The organism is Streptomyces pinistramenti (assembly GCF_020564935.1).
Classification (GTDB): Bacteria; Actinomycetota; Actinomycetes; order Streptomycetales; family Streptomycetaceae; genus Streptomyces; species Streptomyces pinistramenti.
The window spans coordinates 1-23,153 of record NZ_JAJCXB010000020.1 but is presented as its reverse complement, the minus strand read 5'-3'; the positions used below and the strand labels follow the sequence as shown (position 1 = coordinate 23,153).

23 protein-coding genes and 1 pseudogene are annotated in these 23,153 nt (G+C 71.2%); 8 read left to right on the top strand and 16 right to left on the bottom strand.

Features of this window, described 5'->3' with window-relative positions; translation table 11 throughout:
- Window positions 1-8: 8 nt before the first annotated feature.
- The 4 genes and pseudogenes from LIU39_RS16280 to LIU39_RS16265 all read right to left on the bottom strand — a co-directional run.
- Window positions 9-128 (bottom strand): annotated as a pseudogene (locus LIU39_RS16280) (nuclear transport factor 2 family protein); the annotation flags it as partial.
- Window positions 129-234: 106 nt separating this feature from the next.
- Entirely contained in the window at window positions 235-999 is a 765-nt protein-coding gene (locus tag LIU39_RS16275; protein WP_227047429.1) for an SDR family oxidoreductase, read from the bottom strand.
- A gap of 134 nt (window positions 1,000-1,133) precedes the next feature.
- Window positions 1,134-1,886, bottom strand: coding sequence for a helix-turn-helix domain-containing protein (locus tag LIU39_RS16270; RefSeq protein ID WP_227047428.1), 753 nt, complete (start codon window positions 1,884-1,886; stop codon window positions 1,134-1,136).
- A 247-nt stretch (window positions 1,887-2,133) separates the two neighbouring features.
- A complete protein-coding gene (locus tag LIU39_RS16265) occupies window positions 2,134-3,075 on the bottom strand; it encodes an NADP-dependent oxidoreductase (RefSeq protein ID WP_227047427.1) in 942 nt (313 codons plus the stop codon).
- A 69-nt stretch (window positions 3,076-3,144) separates the two neighbouring features.
- Between LIU39_RS16265 and LIU39_RS16260 the strand changes: the two genes are divergently transcribed.
- The gene (locus LIU39_RS16260; protein WP_227047426.1) at window positions 3,145-4,134 is read left to right on the top strand and encodes a GlxA family transcriptional regulator; all 990 of its coding nucleotides are present in this window, start codon (window positions 3,145-3,147) and stop codon (window positions 4,132-4,134) included.
- A 48-nt stretch (window positions 4,135-4,182) separates the two neighbouring features.
- The gene (locus tag LIU39_RS16255) at window positions 4,183-4,320 is read left to right on the top strand and encodes a hypothetical protein (protein ID WP_372463930.1); all 138 of its coding nucleotides are present in this window, start codon (window positions 4,183-4,185) and stop codon (window positions 4,318-4,320) included.
- Between the two features lie 40 nt (window positions 4,321-4,360).
- Here the strand turns inward: LIU39_RS16255 and LIU39_RS16250 are convergent, their stop codons facing one another.
- The 4 genes from LIU39_RS16250 to LIU39_RS16235 all read right to left on the bottom strand — a co-directional run bounded on the left by LIU39_RS16250 (window position 4,361) and on the right by LIU39_RS16235 (window position 10,977).
- A complete protein-coding gene (locus tag LIU39_RS16250) occupies window positions 4,361-6,469 on the bottom strand; it encodes a serine/threonine-protein kinase (protein WP_227047425.1) in 2,109 nt (702 codons plus the stop codon).
- A 48-nt stretch (window positions 6,470-6,517) separates the two neighbouring features.
- On the bottom strand, window positions 6,518-8,677 hold the full coding sequence (locus tag LIU39_RS16245) for a serine/threonine-protein kinase (protein ID WP_227047424.1): 2,160 nt from the start codon (window positions 8,675-8,677) through the stop codon (window positions 6,518-6,520).
- Between the two features lie 4 nt (window positions 8,678-8,681).
- A complete protein-coding gene (locus LIU39_RS16240; RefSeq protein ID WP_227047423.1) occupies window positions 8,682-9,557 on the bottom strand; it encodes a protein kinase family protein in 876 nt (291 codons plus the stop codon).
- A gap of 292 nt (window positions 9,558-9,849) precedes the next feature.
- Complete coding sequence (locus LIU39_RS16235) at window positions 9,850-10,977, bottom strand: bile acid:sodium symporter family protein (RefSeq protein ID WP_227047422.1); 1,128 nt, start codon at window positions 10,975-10,977, stop codon at window positions 9,850-9,852.
- A gap of 149 nt (window positions 10,978-11,126) precedes the next feature.
- Between LIU39_RS16235 and LIU39_RS16230 the strand changes: the two genes are divergently transcribed.
- Window positions 11,127-11,642 (top strand): TetR/AcrR family transcriptional regulator, encoded by a 516-nt coding sequence (locus LIU39_RS16230; RefSeq protein WP_227047421.1) that lies wholly within the window; start codon window positions 11,127-11,129, stop codon window positions 11,640-11,642.
- A 161-nt stretch (window positions 11,643-11,803) separates the two neighbouring features.
- Here LIU39_RS16230 and LIU39_RS16225 read toward each other — a convergent pair whose 3' ends face one another.
- The 3 genes from LIU39_RS16225 to LIU39_RS16215 all read right to left on the bottom strand — a co-directional run bounded on the left by LIU39_RS16225 (window position 11,804) and on the right by LIU39_RS16215 (window position 13,273).
- Window positions 11,804-12,019: a hypothetical protein gene (locus LIU39_RS16225; RefSeq protein ID WP_227047420.1), complete on the bottom strand. Its 216-nt coding sequence runs from the start codon at window positions 12,017-12,019 to the stop codon at window positions 11,804-11,806.
- Between the two features lie 54 nt (window positions 12,020-12,073).
- Entirely contained in the window at window positions 12,074-12,841 is a 768-nt protein-coding gene (locus LIU39_RS16220; RefSeq protein WP_227047419.1) for a MerR family transcriptional regulator, read from the bottom strand.
- Window positions 12,842-12,916: 75 nt separating this feature from the next.
- Window positions 12,917-13,273, bottom strand: coding sequence for a MerR family transcriptional regulator (locus tag LIU39_RS16215; protein ID WP_227047418.1), 357 nt, complete (start codon window positions 13,271-13,273; stop codon window positions 12,917-12,919).
- 200 nt (window positions 13,274-13,473) lie between these two features.
- Between LIU39_RS16215 and LIU39_RS16210 the strand changes: the two genes are divergently transcribed.
- Window positions 13,474-14,373 carry an MBL fold metallo-hydrolase gene (locus LIU39_RS16210; RefSeq protein ID WP_227047417.1) on the top strand — a complete coding sequence of 300 codons (900 nt, stop codon included), beginning with the start codon at window positions 13,474-13,476 and terminating at the stop codon, window positions 14,371-14,373.
- Between the two features lie 43 nt (window positions 14,374-14,416).
- On the opposite strand, the gene LIU39_RS35605 is transcribed toward LIU39_RS16210, so the two are convergent.
- Window positions 14,417-14,791: an SDR family oxidoreductase gene (locus LIU39_RS35605; RefSeq protein WP_372463925.1), complete on the bottom strand. Its 375-nt coding sequence runs from the start codon at window positions 14,789-14,791 to the stop codon at window positions 14,417-14,419.
- Between the two features lie 359 nt (window positions 14,792-15,150).
- Here LIU39_RS35605 and LIU39_RS16200 point away from each other — a divergent pair, with 359 nt between their 5' ends.
- Window positions 15,151-15,885, top strand: coding sequence for a S1 family peptidase (locus LIU39_RS16200; RefSeq protein ID WP_227047416.1), 735 nt, complete (start codon window positions 15,151-15,153; stop codon window positions 15,883-15,885).
- Window positions 15,886-16,068: 183 nt separating this feature from the next.
- On the opposite strand, the gene LIU39_RS35600 is transcribed toward LIU39_RS16200, so the two are convergent.
- Both LIU39_RS35600 and LIU39_RS16190 read right to left on the bottom strand, forming a co-directional pair.
- The gene (locus LIU39_RS35600; RefSeq protein WP_227047415.1) at window positions 16,069-16,362 is read right to left on the bottom strand and encodes a transposase; all 294 of its coding nucleotides are present in this window, start codon (window positions 16,360-16,362) and stop codon (window positions 16,069-16,071) included.
- 36 nt (window positions 16,363-16,398) lie between these two features.
- Window positions 16,399-17,121: a TetR/AcrR family transcriptional regulator gene (locus LIU39_RS16190; protein ID WP_227047414.1), complete on the bottom strand. Its 723-nt coding sequence runs from the start codon at window positions 17,119-17,121 to the stop codon at window positions 16,399-16,401.
- Window positions 17,122-17,195: 74 nt separating this feature from the next.
- On the opposite strand from LIU39_RS16190, the gene LIU39_RS16185 reads away from it, so the two are divergent.
- Window positions 17,196-18,749, top strand: a complete 1,554-nt coding sequence (locus tag LIU39_RS16185) for an FAD-dependent oxidoreductase (RefSeq protein ID WP_227047516.1) — start codon at window positions 17,196-17,198, stop codon at window positions 18,747-18,749.
- Window positions 18,750-19,186: 437 nt separating this feature from the next.
- Here LIU39_RS16185 and LIU39_RS16180 read toward each other — a convergent pair whose 3' ends face one another.
- Entirely contained in the window at window positions 19,187-20,149 is a 963-nt protein-coding gene (locus LIU39_RS16180) for a zinc-binding dehydrogenase (RefSeq protein ID WP_227047413.1), read from the bottom strand.
- Between the two features lie 195 nt (window positions 20,150-20,344).
- Here LIU39_RS16180 and LIU39_RS16175 point away from each other — a divergent pair, with 195 nt between their 5' ends.
- Together LIU39_RS16175 and LIU39_RS16170 are read left to right on the top strand one after the other, a co-directional pair.
- Window positions 20,345-20,974, top strand: a complete 630-nt coding sequence (locus LIU39_RS16175) for a TetR/AcrR family transcriptional regulator (protein ID WP_227047412.1) — start codon at window positions 20,345-20,347, stop codon at window positions 20,972-20,974.
- Between the two features lie 357 nt (window positions 20,975-21,331).
- On the top strand, window positions 21,332-21,676 hold the full coding sequence (locus LIU39_RS16170) for a hypothetical protein (RefSeq protein ID WP_227047411.1): 345 nt from the start codon (window positions 21,332-21,334) through the stop codon (window positions 21,674-21,676).
- A gap of 165 nt (window positions 21,677-21,841) precedes the next feature.
- Here the strand turns inward: LIU39_RS16170 and LIU39_RS16165 are convergent.
- Window positions 21,842-23,153, bottom strand: a 1,312-nt coding sequence (locus LIU39_RS16165; protein ID WP_372463921.1) for an LCP family protein, incomplete at its 5' end; no start/stop codon positions are given.

The window sequence follows — 23,153 nt, the reverse complement described above, 5'->3', positions numbered from 1 at the left end:
CACGGCCCGGTGCCGTCGTCGGACATGGCGTCGTCGTCGGTGAGGGCGTCGCGGAAGGCGTTCTTGTCGCCGGCGTTGACGGCGGCGACGAAGGTGGCCACGGCGGGGTCGGTGAGCTGGGTGGTCATTACGGCCTCCACGGGGAGCGGGACGCAGTGAGCGGGTACACGGGACGCCGGGGGAGTGGCGTTCCGCGGGCCGCCGTCGGCCGGGCGGCCCGCGGGACGGTGCGGGTCAGCGGGTGGTGTAGCCGCCGTTGAGGAGCAGCGTCTGGCCGTTGGCCCACCAGCCGTCGGTGAGGAGGAAGCGGACCCAGGGCACGATGTCCTCGATCTTGGTGAGTTCGCCGTTCATCGCCGATGACTTGTGGAAGGCGACGGCGCCGTCGTCCTCGGCGGGGTAGAAGAACGAGGTGTCCATCGGGCCCGGGGCGATGGTGTTGACCGAGATGTTGCGGCCGTACAACTCCTTGGACAGGGCCCGGGTGAAGTGCTCGACCGGCGCCTTGCTGCCCGCGTACGTGGAGTACAGGCCGGTGTAGGCGGCGAGCAGCGAGGTGACGACGTTGATGATCTTTCCGCCGTCCTCGATCCGGCGGGCGGCCTCGCGCATGACGAAGAACGCGGCCTTGGAGTTGACCGCGAACATGCGGTCGTACTCCTCTTCGGTGATCTCGGTGAGCGGCTTCTTCAGCACCATGCCGGCGGTGTTGATGCTGTAGTCGAGTTTGCCGAACCGGTTGACGGTCTCGTTGAAGACCCGCTCCACCTCGGAGACCTGCGTCAGGTCGCCCTGAAGCGCGAACGCCTCGCCAGGTCCCGCGTTGATCTGCGCGGCGACGTCCTCGGCCTTGGCCCGTGAGGAGTCGCTGTTGTAGTGCACCGCGACCAAGGCGCCCTCCGCGCCCAGGGTGGTGCTGATGAGCCCGCCGAGGTTGCGGGACGCGCCGCCGACGAAGGCGACCTTGCCGTTGAGCGTCTTGTCCGGGGTGCTGGCCATGACTGCCTCCTGCGTAGTACCGGGCCGGGCCGGCACGACTCCGGCTGACACCGGACGCCGCGCCCTGCCCAGCAGCTTCCCCCCAGTACCGAGTGGCGATCTTGAACGATCCGATCACCGAGGGAACACACCGCTCACGGCTTCCGGCGGGCCGTCAGTACCCGCCGCCGTCGCGCAGGGCCTGCGGCGTGGCCCCCTCGTAGCGCCGCAGCATTCCCGTCGGATGGCTCTGGTCGGCGAACCCGGCCTACGCCGCGATGTCCGCGATCGGCCCTGCGGGTCCGCACCGGTTCACGCCGTGCATGCTCCACCCGCCGCTGTGTCACGTACCGGTGCGGGGACTGCCCGGTCGACACCTTGAACACCCGGGTGAAGTGGGACTCGCCGATCCCGGCGACGGCGGCGAGATCCGCCGGTGTGACCCGCTGGGAGAGGTGCGCGTGGATGAAGTCCACGACCTCGGCAAGGCGACAGGGCGGCAGCCCGCCCTCCCGGACCGGTACGGCGCCGCCCTCGTTGGCCACGCGCAAGATCACCGCGGCGGCCGCCTGCACCAGCGACTGCGCAGACAACGCATCGGCCGGGCCCGGACCGGCGTACTCGGCCACCAGCCGCTCCCGCAGCATCACCGGCAACGGATCGGCGGAAGGGAACCGCGGCGCGAGCCCCGCCCGGCCCGTGGCCCCGCCCTCCGCCGCCAGCTTCTCCAGCCACACCGGGCCGATGCCGAGCGGCAGCAGTTCCACGTCGTCCGGCCGGCGGGGCCGTGCCGCCCACCTCGCCGGACCGATCAGCGCCTCACCGGCACGAAACCGCTCACGGCGCGCGCTCCCGTCCGCGGACCAGCGCAAACACCGCAGGTGGGGCTTGGTGTGCGAAAGACTCACCACACCAGTATCAGACCTTGGGGCACCGTCGTCCTGCCGACGAGCGGCCCGTCCGGACGGGCCGCGAGGTGATCACGGACCGGCCGGACCGCACCCGTCCCGCCGCGCCTGCCCTCGGCCATCAGCCCGGCGCGGCGGCCCGGATCCCGGACCGCCGCTGTCGAACACCCCGTGCCACAGGCCGTGTTGGGCACGGCCGCGCTCCCGTACGTCCTGCTTCCTGCTGCCCGTCCGGTGGCGGGCGGTCTCACACCGTGAGGACGATCTTCCCCGCGGTGCGTCCGGTCTCGCCCTGTTCGTGGGCCTTGGCCGCGTCGGCCAGCGGGAACGTCCCGGCGATCTCCGCGTGAAGGCGCCCCGTCGCGGCGAGTTCCGCGATGGCCCGCATGCCCTGCTGGTCGTGCTCGACGACCATGGCCGCCGCCCTGACGCCGCGCCGTTCCGCCTCGGCGACCAGTTCGACGTCGCTGAACACGAGCGTCACATACGTGCCGCCGGAGCGCAGCGTGCGCAGCGAACGCGGTCCGTAGTCGCCGCCGATGGGGTCCAGGACGACGTCCACGTCGCGCACGGTCTCGGCGAAGTCCACCGCGCGGTAGTCGACCATCTCGTCCGCGCCGAGCCCGCGCACGAACGCGTGCTTGCCCTCGCTCGCGGTACCGATCACGTACGCGCCGCGCGCCTTGGCGATCTGCACCGCCAGGTGTCCGACGCCGCCCGCCGCCGCGTGGATCAGCACCCGCTGTCCCTCGCCTACGTGGGCGACGTCCACCAGCGCCTGCCACGCGGTGAGCGCGGCCAGCGGCAGGGCGCCGGCCTGCACGTGGTCCAGGTTCTCCGGCTTGCGGACCAGCGCCCGCGCGGGCACGAGTACGTACTCAGCGAAGGCGCCGACCCCGTCCGGGTACGGCAGCATCCCGAACACCTCGTCGCCGGGCTTGTGCAGGGTCACGCCGAATCCCACCTGCTCGACCACGCCGGAGACGTCCCAGCCCAGTACCAGGGGCAGCGGGCGGGTCACAGTGGTCCGCCGGTTCCGGTTCTTCCAGTCGGTCGGGTTGAGACCGGCAGCACGCACCCGCACCAGGACCTGGCCGATCCCCGGTACGGGCCGCTCCCGCTCGGTCTCCTTCAGGACCTCGGGGCCGCCGTAGGTGTCCTGGCTGATCACTCGCATCGTTTCGCTCATGCTTCCACCGTGCCCTCTTGTACGGCCCGGGAAAATGGCATGATTGCCATCCTTCGATAAGATCGTGCCATGTCCGTTTCCGTGCCCGCCCCGCACCGCGTCGTCGTCCTCGCCCTCGACGGCGTCTACCCCTTCGAACTCGGCATTCCCGCCCGGATATTCGGCTCAGCGGGCGGCCTGTACGAGGTGCTGACGTGCAGCGCGGACGGCCGGCCCGTGCGGACCGTCGCCGACTTCACCGTCACCACGGAGCACGGCCCGGAAGTGCTCGCCACGGCCGACACGGTGGTGATCCCGCCGTCCGAGGTCACCGACGAGGCCCCCGAGGCCCTCGCTCTGATCCGCCCCGGCACCCGCCTCGTCTCCATCTGCACCGGCTCCTACGTACTGGCCTCCGCCGGCCTGCTCGACGGCCGCCCGGCGACCACGCACTGGCACATGGCGGAGGAGTTCGGGCGCCGCTTCCCGCGCGTGCGGATCGACCCGGGCGTGCTGTTCGTGGACGACGGCGACGTGCTGACCTCGGCGGGCGCCGCCTCCGGCGTGGACCTGTGCCTGCACCTCGTGCGCAAGGACCACGGCAGCAAGGTCGCCAACCAGGTGGCCCGCGCCTGCGTCGTCCCCGCCTGGCGCGACGGTGGCCAGGCCCAGTACATCGAGCGCCCGGTCCCGTCCCCGTCGTCCGAGAGCACCGCGCCGGCGCGTAACTGGGCGCTCGCCCACCTCCACCTGCCCCTCACGCTGACCGAGCTGGCCGGCCGGGCGCAGATGAGCGGCCGCACGTTCGCCCGCCGCTTCCGGCGCGAGGTCGGCATGAGTCCGGGCCGCTGGCTGACCCAGCAGCGCGTGGACCGGGCCCGCCACCTGCTGGAGTGCAGCGACCTGTCCGTCGACCGGATCGCGGGCGAGGTCGGCTTCGCCACGGCCGCGTCCCTGCGGCAGCACCTCCAGGCGGCGGTCGGCGTCTCGCCGCTCGCGTACCGGCGCACCTTCCCGGCGGGCGGGACGGAGCGGGGCTCCACGAGGGGTGCGGGTGCCGGGGTGGCGGCCTCCCTCTGACTCCGGCCACCGCCGGTCCGATGCCGGCTGTGCGGTGATGCAGGGTCGGTGGCCGCCCTGGGCCTGCGCCCATGGCGCCTTCTCCCGGGCACCCGCGCCGAACTGCGCGACGTGTGCGTCGGTGCCGTACTGGGCGCCATCCGCCCGTTCCTCGACGAGGATCCCGCCCCGGACCGGCCCCGGTGACCGTGGCGCGCGCTCGCTGCCGCGCCCGCCGCCCGCACCGTCAGAACACCGGAAGCGCCAGCAGCGTCCCCGCGTTGAGGACGAACAGCCGGTTCCCCTCACCCGCGGCCGTACGGCCCTGACCACCCGTCAGCGGATATGTCTGCGCCATGCCCCGTCCGGCGCGCGGCAGCCCGCTCACTCCCGTGTCGCGGCTCTCCACCACCCACACGCTGCCCGCCTGCACGACCGGCGGCTGCCAGGGCGGAGTCACCCCGGCGACCATCGCAGGGTCGGCCGCCTGGTCGCCGTTCGGACGCAGGGAGCGCACCGCATCGCCGTCCAGGACGAACACCACCCCGCCCGAGACGGCGGGCGGCCCGAAGCCGTACACCCCCTGCCGCACGGGCTGCATCGGACCCTGGCTCCACAGCTCCTTGCCGTCGCCCGCGCGGACCGCCGCGAGGGTGTGGCCGCCGAGGAAGACCGTCCCGCCGTCGATGGCCGGCGGCAGCGCGGCCGCGGCCTGGCCCTTGCGCACCCACGCCTTCGCCCCGTCACCCGTGCGCACCGCGACCACATCGCCGCTGTCACCGCACACCACCAGCACACCGGCACCGAGCGCCGCCGCCGGACGCCTGCCGGTCAGCGCCAGCGGAGGCTGGCGGGTCCACCGCACCCGGGCATCGGCGGTCGCCACGCACCGCAGGTCGCCATCGGACGTCAGCAGGTAGACATGGCCGGCGTCGGCGGCCAGCAGCGCGCTCGCCCCCACATCGGCGGTCCACCGCGCCGCGCCCGTCGAGGCGACGTAGGTGCGCAGCACCCCGTCCGCGTCCGCGGTGGCCACCAGCCGGCCGGCGATCGAGAGGTAGCCCGCGTCGGCGTGCGCGTCCTCGGCCCGCCAGCGCTCCCTGCCGTTGCTGACCCGGTACGCGGCGATGCCCCCGCCGGCCGCCGCGAACACCACCACGTCCCGTACGGGCAGCGGCGGCGGTGACCCGGCGTCGGCCGCGCCCTGGAGCGGCCCCCACAAAGGCTCCGGCGTCCCGGTGTCGCTGCCCAGCTCCGCCGGCCGTACGCGGGCGGCCGGCGGCACGTCGAACGGATCGGACAGCACGGACGACCCTCCGCCGTCCGCCAGCCACCACACCGCGCCGCCCGCACCCGCCGCCACCAGCGCGCCGCCGCCCGCCAGTGCCCGCAACAGGCCCCGCCGCGAAGGACGGGCGCCGTCCGCCGCCGTGTCCGGCACCCGGCGCGGCGGGGCGCCGACCCGCCCCGCCTGCCCGACCAGGCGCCGGGCCGTGGCCTCCCGCTCGCGGATCTCATCGGCCAACGTCCCCGATTTCCACAGGCGTTCGGCACGGTGCGCCGCCCTCGCGGCCTCGGCCACCTGCCCCGGCAGCGGACGCGCGCCCGGCTCCTTCGCGAAACACGGCTCGACCAGATACCGCAACGCACCCGGCACCAGCGCCAGATCGGGAGCGCCGTGCACCACCTCGTAGAGCACCGACGCGACCTCCGCACCCGCATACGCCGGCCGTCCGCCCGCGGCGAAGGCCAGGACCGCGCCGAGCGAGAAGACGTCCGCCGCCGGTCCGACGCGCTGCCCCAGCACCTGCTCCGGCGCCCCGTACCCCGGCGTGACCGGGATCTGACCGGTCCTGGTGAGCGTCAGACCGTGCTCGGGCCGGGCGATGCCGAAGTCGATGATGCGCGGCCCGCGCAGGGTCAGCACGACGTTGGACGGCTTGAGGTCACGGTGGATCAGCCCGGTGGCATGGATGTCCGCGAGCGTCAGGGCCAGAGACCGGGCCGTCTCCCGCAGCAGCCCGTCACCCAGTGGCCCGTGCCGCTGCACCGCGTCGTCCAGCGTCGGCCCGGCCAGGAACTCCGACGCGATCCACGGCCGCCCCGACTCCAGCTCCGCACCGAGCACCCGGGCCACGCCCTCGCCGGTCACCACCCGCGCCGTCTGCGCTTCCCGCACGAAACGGTCCACCAGGTGCCCGTCGTGCGCCAGCTCCGGCAGCAGCACCTTCACCGCCGCCGCCCGCCCCGCCGCATCCCGCCCGAAGTACACCTTGCCCATGCCGCCCTCGCCGAGCACCCCGACCACGCGGTACGGGCCGAGGCGGAGCGGGTCTCCGGGGCCGAGCGGTTTCACACGATGTCCTTTCCGACGGGTGGCACGGGGCAGGCGGTGCGGGCGGTGTCAGGCGAGCGGCAGGGCGAACGTCGCCCGCTCCTCGCGGACATACACCCGCCCCCGCGCGTGATCGGCGCTCAGCACGGTCGCATCGGTCGGGAACGTCCACACCGCGCTGCGGGTGCGCAGATCCACCGCCCGCAGCCCCTTGTCGTCGAGGCTGTAGACGTACTTCTTGCCGACCACCGGCGGCACATCACGGTTCAGGCGCCGCCCCGCAAGGCCCTTCTCCAGCCAGTTGATGCTGCCGGTGACGGCATCGACGGCCACCACCCCGCGGTCGCCCTCGGTGCAGTAGACCACCCCGTCCCGCAGCGCAGGTGCCCCGTACAGCCGGCTCTCACCCGCACTGCTGCCGACATTGCGCTGGGTACCGAAGAGCCACCCGATGCCCCCGTCGGACAGCTTCTTGGCGCCCAACGTCTCGTCACCGAGATAGAGATGGCGCCCGTCGAGTACCAGCCGGCCCGGCGGCGCCCCGGAATACGGCTCGGACTGCGACCACCGCTTCTTCCCGTCCGCGACGGCATGCACCGACAGACGGAGGAAATGGATGCCCGCATCGGCCCGGCACACCACCAGCCGCTCACCACTGACCGCACCACACAGCATCGGCGGCGCGTACTCACGGCCCGGCGCCTCCACCGGACTGCGCCACCGCTCCCGGCCCCGGCGCAGATCGACGGCCAGCAGATGCCAGCGGCCACCCGAAGACGCACGCGCCACCACGTAGGCGCTGTCCTTCACCACACACAGCAGCTGGTTACGTGCCTCGCCGCCGGCGAAGTCCGTCAGCTCGGCCAGCGGTTTGCCGAACCGGCCGTCGGCGGGGTCGATCGTGCACACCGCGAGCGCCTTGCCCTCGTCGTGCTCGCGCAGCGCGTAGACCTTCGTGCCGTCGGTGGCCCACCGCCAGGCATCGGACATGTTCGCCTGCCAAGTCCCCTCACCGCTCTCGGGGTTGACGCCGGCCAGCACGATGCCCGCCGGCATCGCCAGCCCGTGCGCCGTCAGCAGCACATCCCCGCCACTGTCCGGACGGCGCGACGCGAACGTCCACAGCCGGGACGGCGCCTTCACCGGCTCCGCCGCCGCACCGCCCCCGCCGGACGCGCCGGGCCGCGTACCGAGCCAGGCCCACACCCCGCCGCCTCCCAGACCGGCCCCGACAACCATCCCGCCGCCGGCCAGCGCCAGCATCCGGCGCCGCGACACCCCGGGCCCCACCACGCCGGCCTCCGGCGGCGCTTCGGGAGGCGGCGGCACCATCCGGGGCGGCGGTTGCCGCCACACCTCCTCGCCGCGCCGCGCGATCTCCCGCAGCACAGCATCCGGCAGCACCTCGGCGAACGGCCGACGGCCGCCGCCCCCGGCGAGCGCGGCGGCCAGTTCGCCCGTCCCCGGACGGTCCGCCGGATCCTTCGCCAGGCAGCGGCCCAGCACCCCCACCAGCTCCGGCGGCACCCCGCCGAGATCCGGTTCGGCATACCGGACGCGGTAGAGCAGATCAGCGGGCTGCCCACCACCGAACGGCCCGTGCCCCGACGCGGCGAAGACGAGCAGCCCGCCGAGCGCGAACACATCGCCCGCCGCCGCGTGTTCGAGCCCCGCAGCCTGCTCGGGCGACATGAAGGCCGGGGTGCCCACCGCACCGCCGGCATGGGTGAGCCGCTCCTCGCCGACCGCCCACGCGATCCCGAAATCGATGATCTTCGGGCCCGCCGCCGTCACCATCACATTGGACGGCTTGAGGTCACGGTGCACCACCTCCGAACGGTGCAACTGCCCCAGCCCGTCCGCCAGGCCCGCCCCCAGCGCCCGGACGGCGGACTCACCCAGCGCACCCCCGGCCTGCACCACGTCCTCCAACGGCGGACCGATCACGTACTCCGTCGCCAGCCAGGGCCGGACCGCAGACGGATCGGCATCGTGGACCGCGGCACCGAACCGCCCGCCGATCACCCGCGCCGCATCCGCCTCCAGCTGAAAACGGGCCCGCAGCGCCGTATCCGACGCCAGACGCCCGTGCAGCACCTTGACCGCCACGGTGCGCCCGCCCGCCGTCCGGGCCAGGTGGACGGTGCCCATGCCACCGCCACCCAGCCGGGCCAGCAACCGGTAGGGCCCCACGGTCTGCGGATCGTCGTGAACCAGAGCGGACAGCATCGCTTCAACGCACCTCTGCGGAAAGTTCCATGGCGAGCACACCCGCCGCCTGCTCGGACAGCGCCGCGACCACCCGGCCGGGCAGCGCCACCGGCTCCGCCCCCGCGGCCTGGGTGCCGTACGCGGCGCCGGGCGCCAACTCCGCGAACACCCGCGCCGGTTCGGGCCGCGCGGCCGGGTCACGGGACAGGCACGCCGAGACCAGCGCCCGCAACCCGGCCGGGATCTCCGCCCGCTCCGGCACCGTGTGCCCCGTCGCCGCATACGCCAGCACCGCACCCAGCGCATACACCTCACCCGGCGCACCGACCGGCCCGCCCGCCGCCTGTTCAGGCGCCAGACACCCCGCGTCGACACCGGGCAGACCGGCCCGCGGCACACCCTCGGGCGCCGCGGCCCGCACCGCCCCGAAACAGGTCAGCAACGGCCCGTACGCGGTCAGCCAGACCGACGCAGGACAGACACCACCGTGGACGACACCCAGGACACGCGCCGACGCCAGCGTCTCGGCCAGCGCCGCGCCCATCGCCCGCACCGCATCCTCGGGCAGCGGACCGCCGTACGCGGCCAGCGCCGCCGGCAGCGGCAGCACCGGACGGTACGGCGAGGCATGCCACGGAAAAGCCGCCGTGCCACCGAGCTGAGCCACCGGCCAGAACCCCGGCTGCACCAGCCGCCCGGCCCCCTGCGCCTCGACCGCCCAACGCCCGGGATCGGCCCCCGCCGCAGGCAGACTCACCAGCACGGTCCGCGCCCCGTCCGCACTGCGCGCCACATAACGCCGCTCCGGCACCACCTGCGCCCCAGCCGCACCATCCAGCCGCGCAAGCGTGACGAACTCCCCGATCCGCGACGGATCCTCCTGCCACAGCCCTTCCAAGGCCGCCCCCCTCAGCCGACACCGGCACATGAGCCTACCGGCGGGTCTTTTTGGTGCTGACATGGGGAGCTGGTGCGGTGCCGGTTCTCCGACGGTGAGGCAGGTGTGGACGGGCAGGTCAGCGCGGGGTTGTCATGACGTGCTCGACGAGCTGTAGGCGGGGGAGGGCATCGCCCGGTCCCGGCCCGCCGCCGACGGACAGCATGGGAGAGGTGGTCGCAGGGCGGCGAGCCGCCGAGCCGCCGGGGCAGGACATCGCCGATCCGGAACGGCCGGATCGCGTCGACGTCCCTCACCTGAGAGCTTTCTGCCCGATTCCCGGTCGCTTCCTGCTGGTCGCCTCCTGACCGCCCGTCCGCCGCCCGCCGCGCCCGGCCAGGGTGCTGTCCGCGAACCCGGCGAGCACTTTCTGCAGCAGGCTGTACGCCAGGATCGGCAGCAGCACATGCGGATGGTCAGGGAACCTGGTGGTGGCCAGCACCGCACTGGCGCTGCTGTTGTTCATCCCCGAGGTGAACGTCAGGGCGACGGTATCCGCGTGAGCGGCCTTCAGGGCCCGCGCCAGGCACCAGCCCAGGAGGAAGGACGCCGCGCACATCGCGGCCGCTGCCAGCGTGGCGAGCGCGAGCAGCGCCGGCCTGGGGCGGGCGATGAGGTCGGTGAAGGCGCCGGAGGCGTTGACGTACGTGAGGGTGAGCGCGGCAGCCAGGGCGAGCAGTTTCAGCCAGGGCATGGCCACGCCGGCCCAGCGCTCGGGCAGCACACTGCGGACGGCCAGCCCCGCCACACACGGCGCCACCACGCCGGCCGCGGCGAGCGCCCCGCCCGCCACATGCGCCATCCGGGCCAGCGCTGCCGAGTAGTCGCCGCTGGTCACGGCGGAGGCACCGGCCAGCGTGAGCGGGATGGTGACCGGACTGAGCAGGGTCGAGGACATCACCAGCCCCACAACCAGGGTCTGATTGCCCCCGGCCCGGCTCCCCCAGACGGTGGCCCCGCCGGCGACCGGCATCGCCGCGATCAGCGCAAGTCCCGTAAGGAGCCCGCTTCCACCGTCGGCATCCGGGAGGAGCAGGAAGGCCCCGGCCAGGAGAACCAGGATCACCAGCGGAAGGGCGGTGTTCGCCGCCGTTCCGGCCACCAGCAATCCCGGCCTTCGCAGAAGGACCGTCAGCTCCCGTACGCGCACCTGCAGTGCCGCGGTGAACAGCACATAGGCCAGCAGCAGTATCTGCGGCGTCAGGGCCACCTGACCGCCCGGCAATGCCGGCGTGCCACAGGTGAGGTGCCGCGCCCATCGCCCGGCCTGCGGCACCACCGCCGCGGCCGCATAGGCGACCGGCATGGCCCAGGTGAGATGTTGCTGGGCTTGAGCGAGCAGGCGCTGTCCACTGCCCGCATGCAGTACTGCGGTTGTCACCGGGGCTTCGTCCTCTGTTCGCGACCTGGATCGTCTACAGCAATGTAGACCGACTACGTCACTGTAGACGCTGGCGTCCTGGCGAACGTTGCCCTGCGCGAGGGTGAAAAGAGGGATGTGCGGCCCAGCGACCAGCCGCGGAGCGACTCGTGGAGTGCACGACCGAGCTGCTCGCCACCCGTCCGCAGGAGTCGGTCACGGTCCGCGCCGTGGCCACGGCTGCCAAGACGTCAATGGCGGCGGTGTACTCCCTGTTCGGCGGCAAGGAAGGACTGATCGGAGCGGTACGCGACAGAGCCGTCGCCGGCTTGTTCCAGGCCCTGACGGCGGTGCCGGCCTCCGAGGATCCTCTCGCCGGCATCTACGAACTGGCCGCCGCATACCGGCGATGGGGTCGCGAACACAGCCACCTGTACTCGGTGTTGTTCGGCGGAGTGCAGTCCTTCAAGCCGTCAGGGACGGTCGGCACCAGTGACCCCATCCGGCCGCTCATCGCAGCGATCGATCGCACCGTGACAGCGTCCGTCCTCGACGGCGAAGCGACGGCGATTGCCGTCTCACCCTGGGTGTCCGGCATCGGGAACGCAGGCCCGGGAACTGGTGAACCGCGCCCCATCACGTGGAGGGGGGCAGCTGTCCGCGTACCCATTCTGGATCGGGGTTGACGTGCGGTCGGCCCGCCACCACGACGGTCGGCACCGTCTCGTCGCCACCGTTGGCTGCCCTCGCCACCGTCGCCCCAGATGCCGGCCCAACGCAGTCGGCGGGCGCTGTGCCCACCCGGATCCGTAGGCACAGGGAGGTTCCTCCGTGTCTCGGGGGAACCTCAGTCCGGGCGGCCGGAATTGACGACCGAGAGCCCCGGTCGCAGGCGGGCGAAATTGACGGCGGCGTGCACGGCGAGTGCGACCGGCAGGGCGAGAAGCATGTCCCACGGGATCAGGCTGACCGCAGCAAGGAGGCAGCAGAGCGGAACGGTGCGGAGGGTGGGGAACGTCGAGGTCAGGGCGATACGGATACGGATACGGGTCTGACGGCTCATGGGCGGGACTCCTGCGGTGCGTGTGGATGGCATGTTGACAACGGCGGAGGCTTGTCAGGCTGCGCTGTCGCGGGCGCGGTCCAGGTATGCGGCCAGCTCCCGCCAGTCGTCGGCAGCGGAAACCGGGGCTCCGGACATGGCGGCCGGGTCGTCATGCCAGGCATCGCGTACTCCGGCGGAAATACCGGCGTCGCCGCCGGTGAACAACGTGCTCAGCTCATCCATGCGAGCAACCAGCCGCCGGACTTTCGGGTCGGTGGGAGGAGTTCCGGCCGTGCGGAGCCGGTCGGCCCTGCGATAGAGCTCCGGCCATTCGATCTCCAACAGGTAATGCCTCGCGGGCCCCAGGGCCGCAGCACGGTTCGTCAGCGCCTCCATCCGGTCGGCGTCCAGGTGACGGCGCAGCGTGTGCTCGCCCTCCGGACCGGTGCCGCCGATCGCCCGCAGGGCATCGAGCAAGTCCGTCGCCGACGGGGCCCGGTCAGCCGCCAACTCTCCGCCGAGCCGCAGGAGTCGTTGCCGCAGCGTGTCGAGAGCGGCGAGGGAAGCCTCGACGCCCGCCAAGTGGTCCCGGACCAGGCGGTCAGGGTCGATTCCGGCGTCCAGACAGGCGGCGATGGTCTCCAGGCTCAGCCCCAGACCGCGCAGGGCCAGCACCTGATACAGGCGGACGAGGTCGTCCTCGGTGTACTCCCGGTGCCCGCCCGCGGTGCGTTGGGAGGGGCTGAGCAGACCGATGGTGTCCCAGTGGTGCAGCGTGCGCACCGTCAGCCCAATGGCCTTGGCAAGCGGCCCCACTTTCCAGGTGGCAGAAACAGTCATGGAACAACGATGCATCCTCACGCCGCGTGAGGTTCAAGTCGTCACGGTCACCAGCACTGCTTCTACGAGGTTTTCTCAATCAGTCGCCTGCAACGGGCATCCGGTGCCGACTCGCACCTCAAGGTCGGCTCGCAGGGCGGCGAGTTCGGCCATACGTGCGTCGATGACTTGGATCTTTTCCTTGAACAACGCAGACAGCGCCTCCGCGGCATTCGGCGCGTCGCGCAGTTCCTCGCCGTGCCGTGCGATCTCCGCCAGTGAGAATCCGAGCGTCTGCGCGGTGCGGATGTAATGCAGCCAGATCACTGTCCCGGGCGGGAAGTCGCGATAGCCGTTGGACAACCGTCGACCTGTGACGAGGCCGAGTTTCTCGTAGAACCGGATGGCGTCCTTCGTGATGCCCGCTTGTGCGGCCAGCTCGCCGATACGCATGCCCCTCCGTCGGATCATGGCTTGACCTTGGAGCGTACTCCACTGTTTAACGTGAAGCGTCGCTGTCCAGCTCGACGCCGACACCACCGCGGTGCACTCGCTCGCCCGACCACGCATGGCCATCCGGTGGACCAAGTTGCCCATCACAACGCGAATTGACGATACGTCACTGACGTCGCACGCATACCTGGAGGGGGCGCATGATGCGGATCCATCACCTGAACTGCGGCACGATGCAGCCGGTCGGCGGCCGGCTCATCAACGGCAACCGGCTGCCGTTCCAGACCGCTCGGCTGATCTGCCACTGCCTACTGATCGAGACCGACCAGGGATTGGTGCTGGTGGACACCGGGGTCGGGTTGCGCGACATCGCCAACCCCGGGAAATCCCTGGGCCGCGAATTCCTGCTCCTCAACCGTCCTCGCCTGGATCTCGCCGAGACAGCGGTGCGCCAGGTGACCGGGCTGGGATACGCAGCCGACGACGTCCGGCACATCGTCCTGACCCACCTGGACCTCGACCACGCAGGCGGGCTGCCCGACTTCCCCAAGGCAAAGGTTCACCTCCACGCGACCGAGCACCAAAGCGCGACAAGAGCCTCCACACGGACGGAACGTTTCCGATACCGAGCCGGCCAATGGGCCCATGGTCCCGACTGGGTCACCTACCACCCGACCCACGGAGACCACTGGTTCGGCTTCGAGGCCGTACGGCAACTCCGGGGAATCTCAGCCGACATCGCGCTGATACCGCTACCTGGCCACACCCACGGCCACGCCGGTGTGGCCGTGCGCCGCCACGAGAAAACGGAAAGCACAACCAGCCCCCACTGGCTGTTGCACGCCGGGGACGCCTACTTCTCCCAGAGCGAGATCGATCCACTCACGCCACGCTCCACACCAGGATTGTCCCTCTTCCAGACCCTGGTCCAAGCCGATGGCCCGGCCCGCCACCGCAATCAGGCCCGGCTGCGCGAACTGGCCCAAGACCATGGCGATCAGATCGAAATCTTCTCCGCCCATGATCCGGATGAACTTGACCGCTACCGGCAAGACGAGCCGCGGACCGACGCGCAAGAACACCACGGTCGAGCCCGGTAGCTCAGTGGAGATCTTCCGGCGGAACGACCTCCGTGCAGAATGACTATGGATCAATTCCCTGCTGTAGTGCGGCAGTTGAAGACACGGGTAGCTGCCTGCCGCACGGACGGATGTGAAGCCCCTGACTTACGGTGCCCCGCCGGACGCCCCGGGCCGCCGTTGTGCGGCCGGGATGCCCGACAGGCCGCGTGAGTCGGACGGTTGTACGGCCGCCATCCACAGGCAGCACGGCGCCGTGGACGAAGCTCGCCGCGTCGCCGGCCAGGTAGGCGATTGCCTCGGAGATCTCCTCCGGCTCGGCCGGCCGCCGGGGAATTACCGGCGGAAGACCACAGGGTTCATCGGGACCTGATGGGCAAGGTCCTGGAACCTCGGGAGTGAAGCGCCCAATGCGATGGTATTTCCCGCGCCCGCACAAAAGACTGACCGAAGAGGAAAAGGCTGCCCGACGCCGGGAGCAGGACTTACCGCAGCTCGGTGAGGCCGATTCGACATGACCGGATGAGAGTTGAGGCCCGAGCGGTCAGGGACACGTCGCCAACGCTTCGAGCCGTCATCTCCAACGAGGACAGCAAGCGCACGTAGTGAGCCGCTCTCGCCCAAGGGCTGGACCGGCAGGCGACGTCTTGCGTCGTCCCCTGCTGGGGCGGGCGTACTTGTGCACGGCACAGGTGAAGCAGGTGCCGGCCCCGCGTCGGTATCTTTCGGAACTTTTTGGCCCGGCGCGGTGTCTCACCACCAGTACGGCCCAGGCCCCGACGAGAGGAGCTGTTCAGGATGGTGCGTCGAGTTCGTGTCCTGCTGCTGACCGCCTTACTGCTGGTGATGGGCGCGGTGATGTCGGCCGCGCCGGCCTCCGCCGTCATCGGCGGATCGAAGAGCACCTACGGCCCGTGGGCGGTGCGCATGCTCGTCGACGGCAAACCGGCGTGCACCGGGACGGCGGTCACGCGCCAGTGGATCATCAGCGCCTCGCACTGCTTCTTCGAGCAGGGACAGCCGGTCGCCGACAAGCGGATCTCGTTCCGGGTCGGCAACCTCGACATGCGGAAGGGCGCCACGGTCCACCCGGTGCCCGGCCGACGCGCCGGAAGCGCGCACGCCGACATGATGCTCATCAAGGTCCCGCCGATGAAGGTCCGCACGGCGCGCTTGGCCACGGCCCCTGTCCAACCCGGCCAGGCCGTACGGCAGTACGGGTGGGGCGCCACCTGCACCGGTGACGAAAACACTTGCCAGTCTCCTGTGCTCAAGCAGTCGGACCTGCGGGTCGTACGGCCGGACGACCCCCGGTGCGACGGCCACACCGCACCGGGCGGCTCGGATTTCTGCATGGAAAAGGTGTCCGGGATTCCCGCCGGCGGCGACTCCGGAGGCCCGGTGATGAGCATCGCCCCGCACGGCACCGAAACCCTCCTCGGCGTCTTCGACGGCTCCGACCGGGAGAAGACCGCCGAGGCCGGGGAGATCTCCCAGCAACTCGCCTGGATCCACTCGGTCACCCGGCGATAGCACACCTTGAGCCCGCCCGAACGCGGGCAAGTCCAGGGCCTGTTGTCCTCATCAGCCCGGGAGGGTTCGCAACAGGACCTGACGACGGACGACCGCGGGCGGATCGCTGGGGACCCTCGTTCAGATCATGACGAGTGGGATACGTACGTGCCGGCTTGAGTACATGTACTCAGGACCTCGCGGTCACCGTCGTCCACGGTGGGAGCAGATCGAACGACTCTTCGTTAAGGCCGGTGGCCTGCCCCCGCCGCGTGCTGGTGAGCGCGCACGGTCGTGGAGCCCATCGACACGGCCCAGTTCAGGCCCTCGCCGACTGCTGTACTTCTCCGGCAGGTGAACCCACTGCGTTCCGGTCTGGAACTTGAAGGCGATCACGTCGCTCACCTCATGGTGATCACGCCAGCGGCCACCCTGCTTCGGCGCCCGGCCCGGGAGCAGCGGCTCGATCCGCGCCCACTGTGCGTCAGGCAACGGCACCTCAGACCGACGGCCCGCGGACCCCAACGAAAATGCCTAGCGGTGTGCGAGGCCGTCGATCATCAGGGTGAGGGTGAAGTCGAACCGGTCGTGGCCCTCGCCGGCGGTGAGTTCGGCGGCGTGGCGGGTGGTGTGGGGAAAGCTCTCGGCAGGCAGGGCGGTGAACCGGCGTAGCAGTTCGTCGCGGTCGAGGACCCAAGCAGCATCGTCGTGTGCTGATCGACGGCGCACGAGCGATGTCTCAAGGCAGTAGGCGGCCACGTACAGCAAGAGGGTGTCGATGGCCCAGGCGGCGGTCTGCGGGGCGATGCCGCCGGCGAGCAGGATGGCCAGCATTCCTTCGGCGACGCGCAGAGTTTCGAGGTCGGTGGGGGCCATGGCGAGCGCGGCGCGGGAGATTCCGGGGTATTTCAGGTACTGGTCGCGTATCTGGGTGCACACGCCGCGGATCTGCTCCCGCCAGGCCGCGGGGTCGGGCTCAGGTAGGACGAGCTCGGCGCACAGCCGCCCGATGAGCAGCTCGTCGAGGTCGGCCTTGTTGACCACGTGGGCGTAGAGCGAGGCGGGTCCGGTGCCGAGTGCGCCGGCCAGGCGGCGCATGGTCAGTGCCTCGTAGCCCTCTGTGGCGATGACGTCCAGCGCGGTGTCGATGACCTGCTGCACGGTGATCGGGGCCTTGCGGCGCCGCGGCCTGGGGTCGGCTTCGGCGTCGGGGGGCGGCGGCTGGTGGCGCGCCGCGCGTCGTTCTCTCGGGTTCACCCGGCCACTATAACTTGACACGAACGCCGTTCGTAAATAGAACACTGTTCGTGAATGTGAGTGTGAACCAGGATGTGGACGTGACCGTGGTCGGAGCCGGGCCGGTGGGCCTCGTGCTCGCCGCGGAGCTGGCGCTCTCCGGGGCGACGGTGCAGGTACTTGAGCGACGGGCCGAGCCGGACGAGGCGATGAAGGCGGGGGCGATCAACGTGCCGACGGCCGAGGCACTCGACCGCCGTGGCCTGCTGCCGGCCGCTGAACAGGTGCAGCGAGAGATGATCGAGCGGGTGGGGCCGTTCTCTCGCATGGCCGACGATCAACCGCCCGGTGGCGGCCGGCGAGCGCGCGGGGCGCGGTTCACCGGGCATTTCGCGGGAATGGTCCTCGACGCCAGCCTCGTGGACTGGTCCGATCCCGACCTCGCCACGCACGCCGCGGTCGCCGGAGCGAGAATGGTGCCGCAGCGTGAGCTGGAGGAGTTGCTGGCCGGCCATGCCGCGCGACTCGGCGTACCGGTGCGTCGCGGGGTGGAGGTCACCGCGCTCGAAGACACCGGCGACGGCGTGCTCGTCGGCACTTCTGCCGGCACGGTGCGCACCGGGTGGCTGGTCGGATGCGACGGCGGGCGCAGCGCCGTGCGCCGCCTCGCGGGCATCGACTTCCCCGGCACCGACCCCGAACTCACCGGACACCTGGCGGTCGTTGACATCGCCGACCCGGAGAAGCTTGCGAACGGATGGGCGTGGTCGACCCGGGGGGCGTACCGCTGCGGGCCACAGCCCGGACGGGTGGTCACCGTGGAGTTCGACGGTGCTCGCGCCGACCGCTCGGCGCCGGTCACCCTTGAGGAGGTGCAGACCAGCCTGCGCCGGGTCTCGGGCACCGACGTCACGCTGACCGCGCTGCGCGGCGCCGCGACCCGCTGGACCGACAACGCCCGCCAGGCCGCGGCCTACCGGTCGGAGCGGGTGCTGCTGGCCGGCGACGCCGCGCACGTGCACTCGCCGTTCGGCGGTCAGGGGCTCAATCTCGGGGTCGGCGACGCGATGAACCTCGGCTGGAAGCTCGGTGCGGTGGTCGCCGGGTGGGCACCCGAAGGGCTGCTCGACACCTACGACGCCGAGCGTCGTCCCCTTGGCGCCTGGGTGCTGGACTGGACGCGGGCCCAGATCGGGGTGCTGCGCGGGGACGCGAAGTCGGCCGCGCTCCGGGAGTTCGTCGCCGATCTGCTGAGTACCCGTGACGGTACGACGTACGCGGTCAAGAAGATCTCCGGCGTCACGCAGCGCATCGACCTGCCCGGCGACCATCCGCTGGTCGGCCGGTTCGTCCCCGACCTGTGGCTGAGGGACGGCTCCCGTCTGGTCGACCACGGTCACGGCGGCGGGTTCCTGCTGCTCGACCGCACTGCGGACGGCGCGTTCGTCCGCCTCGCCGCGGCCTGGGCCGGGCGCGTGAGCAGCGTGACCGACGGCCACGCGACGCCGGCCGGGGTGTTGGTGCGCCCGGACGGGGTGGTCGCCTGGGCCTCCGACACCACCGACATCGCCGCCGTCACCTCCCTCGAAGCCGCCCTGCACCGATGGGCCGGCGCGCCGTTGTCCTCACCCGAGCACGAGTTGGGCTGAACCCGGCGCGTTCGGTCCAGACTGTTCGGCATGGCCGAGCGGGTGCAGGCGCGGGAGGTCGACGAGACCGCCACTCTGGTTCGGCCGAGGACGCAAAGTCGTTCTGCACCAACTCGGCGCTCCTGTGAAGAAACACTCTTCGTTCCCGCTGGTCAGCTGGGCTGAGCAGCGCGGCTTCCTTCCAGCCCCATCGGATGTTTGTGCTGGTGAGGTGCGGTCTTCTCGGAGGTGGGGCACGTTGAAGGCCCGGCTGTTGCGTCGGGTGGGCGCCACGGCCGGCTGCCATGGCCCGAACCGCGCCGACCCCTTCGGTAGATCTTCGGTCTTCACGTGGAGCGCGGTCGTGCGGGAGTCCAACTCTGCCTTCACGCACCGGCGTTGGGCTCCCTCGCCCCGACGGCGCAGGGAATCGGCAAGCTCGGTGTGGATGCCTTCGACTACGGTGTCAGCACGATTCTGCCGAAGACCTCGCCCGCGTCCATCTTCTGGTGCGCCAGCATGGCTGCGTCCAGTGGCAGCACCTCGTGCACCACTGTTGCGATCTCTCCGCGGCTCGCTGCGGCGAACTGCTCGCTGCGCACGGCATGCCGGTCGGCTCCGTTGACGGTGGCTGCGCTGAAAGCGGCGAAGGACATCGACTTCTGGAACGCCGCCATGATCTTCGTGCCGAAGTCCGCCGGTGGCCGGCCCGCGACGGCGCCCACGGCCACCATGCGGCCGTTCGGGTTGAGCCGGTCGAAGAACGACGGCATGTCCTTGCCGGACACCACGTCGATGATGACGTCATAGCCTGCGGGAGCTTGTTCCCCTCCATCGCCGGAGCGGTCCAGGACGTGAGTCGCCCCGAGCCGTCGCAGCTGCTCGCCGCGCTCGGCCGAGGAGGTGGTGACCGCGACTGCGGCGGCGCCGCCGCGAGCGGCGAGTTGCACTGTCATGATGCCGATGCTGCCGGCCGCGCCACGTACCAGGACCGTCTCCCCGGGAGCGAAGTGAGCGTGGCGGAGCCCGAAGTGGGCCACCACGCCGGAACCGCCGAGCGTCACCGCGTCGACTGCGGAAAGCTTCGTGGGCAGGGGAAAGATCTCTTCGACCGGCGCGACGGCCTGTTCGACGTAGCCACCGCCTCTGCCGGTGAAGGCCCAGACCCGCCGGCCGATCCACGAGGCGTCGACGCCGTCACCGACCGCGGTCACGATGCCCGCCACCTCGCCGCCCGGGATGTGGCCTTCCTTGAAGCCGTAGGCGGCCAGGGCCCCGCTTCGGATCGTGGTGTCGACCCCGCCGACGCCTATGGCCTCGGTGGTGACCAGCACTTGTCCGGCAGCAGGTGCGGGAGCCGGCAGGTCGACAGCAGCCAGACCTTCAGGACCTCCGTACGTCTGGATCGCGATTGCCTTCAATGTCGTCTCCCACGTTCTCGGGCCGATCAAAGTCGGTCGCGCTCAGTACCCGCCGCCGGTCGCCGTCGACGGCGGGAGGGGGGTTCACGGCGCGGCCGGGGTTCGGTCCCGGTGCTGCGCGCCCCGATGATCTCGGTGAGCTGCTACGTCCTGAACAGTAACGGACGCCCCCGTCCGTTTAGGTAAAGTAAGAGCGTGACCGACCGTTTGCCTCACACCCTGCGCTCCGACGCGCTGGACAACCGCGAGCGCATCCTCGACGCGGCCCGAGCACTGTTTTCCGCCGACGGATTGGACGTGCCGATGCGGGAGATCGCGCGGCGCGCAGGGGTGGGGCCTGCCACCTTGTACCGTCGCTTCCCGACCAAGCAGGTGCTGGTCGCCGAAGCCTTCGCGGACCTGTTGCGGGCGTGCCGCGCCATCGTCGACGAGGGGTGCGCCGATCCCGATCCGTGGCGTGGCTTTTGCCTGGTGATCGAGAAGATCTGTGAGTTGCACGCGCGGGACCGGGGTTTCACCGAAGCCTTCATGTCGACCTTCCCGGGGGCGCTGGATGTCGCGGGCCGTGCATACACGCTGAGATCAGTCGCCGGACTGGCCCGGCGAGCCAAGGACGCAGGGCATCTGCGGTCCGATTTCGTCCTGGACGACCTCATTCTCATCCTCATGGCCAACAAGGGGATCCATACCGGATCGGTCGCCACCCAGGTCATCGCCTCCCGACGCTTCGCAGGGTTGGCGATCCAGGCGTTCGAAGCCTGCCCGCAGCACGCACCGCTGCCACCAGCGGCACGACTGGCATCCGCAGCACCGGACAGCGCCTGACCGTGGGGGAGCGGCACCCACGCTCGACGCGTGAACCACTGAACTCCTTGGAGCAGATCGGCTATTGGTCCTGCCCGGTGATCATCTTGAGCATGGCCTGGGCTGTGTTGCTGTCGGTGTCGATCCCGGTTGGCAATCGCCGAGGCGAGGCGCCGCCGCAGTTCGCCGGGACTCCGTACCGCTCGATCTGTTCCACGACGGAGCGGGGGAGGGAGCGGCCGCTCGGGGCGTCCAGACCCATAACTGGACGGGCATTGGCGACTTTTGGTGATTTCCTCATGCCACTCATCGATATGAGCTACTTTCACATGCAAGGTGCTCCATACCGGAGACATCGAGATAAAAGGGGTGGAAGGTATGCGCAAGATCGCGTTATCCGCCGCAGGTCTGGCCCTCGCCGTGGGACTCGGATTCGCCGCAGCGCCCAGCGCCGGTGCGGCGACGCCCTGTCCGTCCGGAGCGGTCTGTATCCGTGAGACGAACGGCAACATCCTGAGCAAGAACATCTTCTACAGCTACGGCGCCCACAACCTGTCGAACGTCACCGGCGAGCGGGTGCTGGTCAACAACCAGACCGGCGGCGCGGGCTTCCAGGTCTGCTACGGGTACAACGGTGCGAACTGCTCCGACGTGGTGCGTGGTCGGGGCGAATCCGCGCCGTACAACATGACGCCGATCAACTCCGTGGTCCTCGTGCGGTGATCAGCACCTGAACCGGCGCTGGCCGTCTCTCCTTCGGCGCCGAAGACAGCGCCCTGTCACCAGCCGCGGCCGGTGACAGGGCGCTTCTGCGAGCCGCCGGCTCAAGCGGGCCGACGCCTGAGCGGGCGGCCCGTACGGACCGCCCGCCCGGCGTCGGGGGTCGCCTCAGCCGCCGACGGTGACCGGGCGGTCCGCCCGCAGTTCGGCGAAGAGGCGGCGTGACAGCTCCCGGTCCCAGACGACGACGCTGCCCTTCGAGGTGCCCAGACCGACGGCGGAGACCGGGACGTTGAGCTGTTTGCCGTTGCCGGACGACACCTGGCGCAGCGCCTTGAAGAGGCGGGTCAGCTCGGGCAGTCCGGTGGACGCGTCGACGATCAGGGTGTCCAGGCCCGCCCCGGCCGTGCTGAACACGGCGGACGGGCTGAGCCAGACATCCGGGGACGCCGCCTTGGCGGCCAGGGCGGAGAGGAACTTCTGCTGGTTGCGGGAGCGGCCGAGGTCGCCCTCCTTCTCCTGGTGGCGCTGGCGCACGAAGGCCAGTGCCTCCCGCCCGTCGAGGACGTGGCAGCCCCGGGTGAGGTCGAGGCCGGACTTCTCGTCGGAGATGTGCCGGTCCACGCACATGCGTACGCCGCCGACCGCGTCCACGATGCCGACGAACCCGGCGAAGCCGATCTCGGTGTAGTGGTCGATGTGCAGCCCTGTGCTCGACTCGACGGTACGGACCAGGAGTCCGGGGCCGCCGAGGGAGAACGCCGCGTTGAGCTTGTTCCTGGCGGCCTTGTAGTGGATGCCGGTCTTCGGGTCGACGTAGGCGGGGACGGTGACCCAGGAGTCGCGCGGGAGGCTGGTCATGGTGGTGCCGTGGGTGCCGGTGTGCAGCACCATCATCGAGTCGGTGCGGCGGCCCTCGGCGTCGATCCCGGAGCCGGTGTGCAGCTTCTGCGCCTGCTCCTCGCTGAGGCCCGCGCGGCTGTCGGAGCCCACGATCAGGTAGTTGGTGCCCTTGCCGGGGGTGGCCCGGCCCGGCAGCGCGGACAGGTCGACCGCGTCGTCGAGCCGGGAGTCCGCCCAGGCGTAGGCACCGGCCCCGCCGAGCACGCCCAGTGAGAGCAGGAAGCCGACGGCCCGCAGGGCACGCCCGCCGCGCGAGCGGCGCCGTCGCGACCTGCGCCGGGCGCGTCGGGGGGAGCAGCCGCCGGGTGACGCGTCGGGCTGGGGGTCGTATGCGCCTTCGTCGCCCGGGGTGCGGATCACCGCGGGCCGCGGGGCGTACGCGGCCTGGCTCTGCAGCAGGCCGGGCGCCGTGTGCTCCGGGACGTACGGGTCGTATCCCGGTCCCGGCGGGCCGGGCGCCGCGTACTGGGGGAGGTGGTCGGTGGCGGGCTCGTGGCCCGGGAATCGGGGGGTGGGGGGCTGCGGGGATGGGGGGGACAGGGGGGAGGTGGGGGGTGGGGGGGGGTCCAGGGTTGTC

Excerpts from the sequence above, each read along its gene's own strand:
- LIU39_RS16275 (WP_227047429.1), bottom strand. The coding sequence starts at position 999 with ATGGCCAGCACCCCGGACAAGACGCTCAACGGCAAGGTCGCCTTCGTC.
- LIU39_RS16265 (WP_227047427.1), bottom strand. The coding sequence starts at position 3,075 with ATGAGCGAAACGATGCGAGTGATCAGCCAGGACACCTACGGCGGCCCC.
- LIU39_RS16260 (WP_227047426.1), top strand. The coding sequence starts at position 3,145 with ATGTCCGTTTCCGTGCCCGCCCCGCACCGCGTCGTCGTCCTCGCCCTC.
- LIU39_RS16245 (WP_227047424.1), bottom strand. The coding sequence starts at position 8,677 with ATGCTGTCCGCTCTGGTTCACGACGATCCGCAGACCGTGGGGCCCTAC.
- LIU39_RS16225 (WP_227047420.1), bottom strand. The coding sequence starts at position 12,019 with ATGAGCCGTCAGACCCGTATCCGTATCCGTATCGCCCTGACCTCGACG.
- LIU39_RS16220 (WP_227047419.1), bottom strand. The coding sequence starts at position 12,841 with ATGACTGTTTCTGCCACCTGGAAAGTGGGGCCGCTTGCCAAGGCCATT.
- LIU39_RS16215 (WP_227047418.1), bottom strand. The coding sequence starts at position 13,273 with ATGCGTATCGGCGAGCTGGCCGCACAAGCGGGCATCACGAAGGACGCC.
- LIU39_RS16210 (WP_227047417.1), top strand. The coding sequence starts at position 13,474 with ATGATGCGGATCCATCACCTGAACTGCGGCACGATGCAGCCGGTCGGC.
- LIU39_RS16200 (WP_227047416.1), top strand. The coding sequence starts at position 15,151 with ATGGTGCGTCGAGTTCGTGTCCTGCTGCTGACCGCCTTACTGCTGGTG.
- LIU39_RS16170 (WP_227047411.1), top strand. The coding sequence starts at position 21,332 with ATGCGCAAGATCGCGTTATCCGCCGCAGGTCTGGCCCTCGCCGTGGGA.